Origin of the sequence: Hydrocoleum sp. CS-953, assembly GCF_002260545.1 — a bacterium.
Taxonomy (GTDB): domain Bacteria; phylum Cyanobacteriota; class Cyanobacteriia; order Cyanobacteriales; family Microcoleaceae; genus Trichodesmium.
In genome coordinates, this window is the sequence record NZ_LGSU01000587.1 from 1 (window position 1) to 3,736 (window position 3,736).

The 3,736-nt window shown below is 36.2% G+C and carries 2 protein-coding genes and 2 pseudogenes; all 4 read right to left on the reverse strand.

What is annotated here, in order from left to right; genetic code table 11:
• Nucleotides 1–78: 78 nt before the first annotated feature.
• Nucleotides 79–648 (reverse strand): aldo/keto reductase, encoded by a 570-nt coding sequence (locus AFK68_RS06410; RefSeq protein WP_371357260.1) that lies wholly within the window; start codon nucleotides 646–648, stop codon nucleotides 79–81.
• A gap of 230 nt (nucleotides 649–878) precedes the next feature.
• Nucleotides 879–1,291 (reverse strand): annotated as a pseudogene (locus AFK68_RS06415) (aldo/keto reductase); the annotation flags it as partial.
• A 1,226-nt stretch (nucleotides 1,292–2,517) separates the two neighbouring features.
• Nucleotides 2,518–2,772, reverse strand: coding sequence for a tetratricopeptide repeat protein (locus tag AFK68_RS44400; protein WP_094672055.1), 255 nt, complete (start codon nucleotides 2,770–2,772; stop codon nucleotides 2,518–2,520).
• A gap of 9 nt (nucleotides 2,773–2,781) precedes the next feature.
• A pseudogene (locus AFK68_RS43315) lies at nucleotides 2,782–3,595 on the reverse strand (tetratricopeptide repeat protein); the annotation flags it as partial.
• Between the last annotated feature and the right edge of the window lie 141 nt (nucleotides 3,596–3,736).

The following is a 3,736-nucleotide window of genomic DNA, read 5'->3' on the forward strand; positions in this document are numbered from 1 at the left end:
CCCCATCCCCCCATTCCCCCATCTCCCTAAAAGGATACTCAATAAACCGTATTTAGTATCACTATCGCTGAAAGCTTGTTAAAAATCCCACATAACAGGGCGATCGTCTAAAGGATCGGTAACTATCCGCCCAATACCATCAATTTCTGCCAGCTCATCTTGAGATAATTTAACATCCGCAGCTTTAGCATTGGCCGTCGCTTGTTCTGCATTTCGCGCTCCAACAATAGCATTTGTCTGGGGTTGGGCAATTAACCAGGCGATCGCCAATTGAGCCATAGTGCATTGTTTAGCTTCGGCAATAGGGCGCAGTTTTTCTAAAGCTGTTTGCACTCGTTCGTAGTTTTCTTTAATATAAAATAATCTATTTTTAGCACGATGATCCCCTTCAGCAAATTTGTGGTCTGGTCCGAATTTACCTGTTAATAATCCTTGTGCTAAGGAAGAATAAGCAATAATAGAAATATTATTTTCAATACAGTAAGGCATTTCTGCTTTTTCTATTTTTCGCCAGAATAAAGAATAGGGTGGTTGCAGACTATCAATTTGACCATATTGAGCTGCTTCGGCCATTTGTTCGCTAGAAAAATTAGAAATACCAATTGCTCTAATTTTACCCTGTTCTTTCAGTTTATTTAGAGCATTCATTGTTTGTTCAATTGGTACAATTTCACTGTTAAATGCACCAGATGGCCAATGAATTTGATAGAGGTCTATATAATCAGTATTAAGATTTTTCAGAGAGCGATCGCAAGCTTCTATTACTTGGTCATATTTGAGATGATTAACAAAAACTTTAGTCGCTAAAACCACTTGTTCTCGAACATCTCCCAATGCTTGAGCCACAATTCTTTCTGAGTAACCATTTCCATAAACTNCTGTTAAATGCACCAGATGGCCAATGAATTTGATAGAGGTCTATATAATCAGTATTAAGATTTTTCAGAGAGCGATCGCAAGCTTCTATTACTTGGTCATATTTGAGATGATTAACAAAAACTTTAGTCGCTAAAACCACTTGTTCTCGAACATCTCCCAATGCTTGAGCCACAATTCTTTCTGAGTAACCATTTCCATAAACTTCAGCAGTATCAATTGTGGTAATACCTGCATCAAAAGCAGCTCTAATTCCTTTAATAACGTCAGAATCTTCAATACCTGCCCACATATTTTTTCCTGCTTGCCATGTCCCCATAATAATTGGGGTAATTTTAATTTCAGATGTGCCTAATGTTCGCTTCTCCATCATCGTCTCCTCATTATTTTGACTACAAATATAGATATAACACATCGTGCATAAAGTCAAGATAAATAATTCATTTTAAAATATTAATGNAATTCCTTTAATAACGTCAGAATCTTCAATACCTGCCCACATATTTTTTCCTGCTTGCCATGTCCCCATAATAATTGGGGTAATTTTAATTTCAGATGTGCCTAATGTTCGCTTCTCCATCATCGTCTCCTCATTATTTTGACTACAAATATAGATATAACACATCGTGCATAAAGTCAAGATAAATAATTCATTTTAAAATATTAATGATGTTCTTAATGTTATAGATATTATTTGGCTTTTCAGTATATTTTGTGATGAGTAATGACTTGAATTTAGCCTAATACGAAGCGTGATAAGTGTTTGTTATAAATGGTAGGGAGGTTGCATGCAACCTCCCTACGAAAGAAGGAAGAAGCAAGAAGGCTTTAGTTATCTAGGACAGAAGGGATAAATATTTTAAAAAAGGTAAAAACGCGATTAGATAACTATCTAAAATTATAGCAGTTTTCATGTTTTTTAGAGTACAGAGATTTGAGTTTAAAGAAAGAAGGAAGAAGGAAGAAGTAATGCAAGTCATGAAGTGAAAACCGCTATAATTGGAGTAGCTATTTTTCAGGATCTCTGACCGACAGCTACCCTTTTGCAGCATTCTTTTTTTTAATTGGTATAAGCTCAAGGCTTACCGAAAAATTGGGTTTAAAGCCTCGCCCATAAGCGGACGACTTTTTAGTTGTTTTTTTTGAATGCATAGCATATGTTATATTTTTGTTATTGGTCGCCGGGAAGCAGTCCAAGACAAAAAACGGACGCGGAGGCAAGCGTAAGACTTGCGTATAGAAGCCATTTGGTATCTTTCTAAAGATGTGGGTTTTTGGCTCAGGAGTCAGGAGTCAGGAGTCAGGAGTGAGAGAATATAGCAAAAAAGTCAAAAAATGCCCTCTTGTTTCACCATCTCCCCTACTCCTCTGCTCCCCCACTCCTCTACACTCAATCTATAATTTTAATAGATCCCTTCAGGGGTTCTATAGTGAAGGCAAGTCAGAAGTTAGAACTTCTAAGAGAAAAGTAAAAACCTTAAACCTAGAGTAGATATTTCTTTAGCTTTTACACAAATGATATCAACGGACATGATATCAAATATTTCTCTTGTATATGAACTTTCTAGTTTTATAATTTAAGCGATCGCTCCAGTGTCTTACCAGAGCGATCGCTATTTTTTATCGAAACTTTTCAGTCAGCTATTTCATTGATTCTGCTTTTTGGTAATATTCATCAGCTTTAGGAACGCGACCTTGCTGTGTCAAAACATCACCCATGAGAATATATAAACCACGTCCATCTGGGTTAAGTTTAATCGCCTTTTGATAATTATTAATAGCATTATCTAATAAACCCTTTTGTTGGTAAGCATAACCCAAATTTCGGAAAGCAGAGGCTAGATCGGGCTTTATCTCTACTGCTTTTTCAAAACTACCGATCGCCTCATCAAACAAAGCAACTTNGTGTCAAAACATCACCCATGAGAATATATAAACCACGTCCATCTGGGTTAAGTTTAATCGCCTTTTGATAATTATTAATAGCATTATCTAATAAACCCTTTTGTTGGTAAGCATAACCCAAATTTCGGAAAGCAGAGGCTAGATCGGGCTTTATCTCTACTGCTTTTTCAAAACTACCGATCGCCTCATCAAACAAAGCAACTTCCATTTGTGCCTGACCTAACTTGATATATACCATCTCTTTCAGGTCTGGCTTTACTTGCAAAGCTTTCTTGTAAGAAGCGATCGCTTGTACAAACCTTTTTTGTTTTTGCATAGCATCACCTAGCTTAATATGAACTGGAGCAGGTAGATCGGGCTTTAGCTCCACTGCTTTTTGATAAGCTACGATCGCCTCATTAGTCTGATTTATTTGCATTTCTGGAGAACCTAGTCTAGTCAAAATATCGCCTAACTCTCTGTACTCTCCTGCTTTGAGCTTAGTAGGTTCTAATTGTATTGCCTTCTGAAAATATCCTACAGCAGCATACAAATTATTTTGTTTTGCCGAAGCATTTGCTAATCGCAAATATGCTCCTACATTATTTGGGCGCAAAGAAATAATCTGATAACAACAGTTAACTACTTCTTGCCAATTTTCTTGCATAGTGTAGAGAGTAGTTAGCTGGTTTAAAGCCATTAAATTTTTAGGAGCTTGCTGTCTGGCGCTCTCAAATTCAGAGATTGCTTTCTCAACTAAACCTTGCTGTCTGAGTTCTTTACCCCGCTCTATACTTTCTGCTACTTTGTTAGTCTTTTTTACAGATGATTCCATGATTAAAGATTACTAAAATTACTCTATTTACTATAACATGATATTTCTGATTAGACATCTATCAATTAAGTAAATAATAAATAACTTCTGCGAATATTTTCAAAGATTTACGCCAAAGAATATTTAATTTCCGGATATATC

Coding starts and splice junctions, on each gene's coding strand:
- AFK68_RS06410 (WP_371357260.1), bottom strand. CDS start 648: ATGAATGCTCTAAATAAACTGAAAGAACAGGGTAAAATTAGAGCAATT.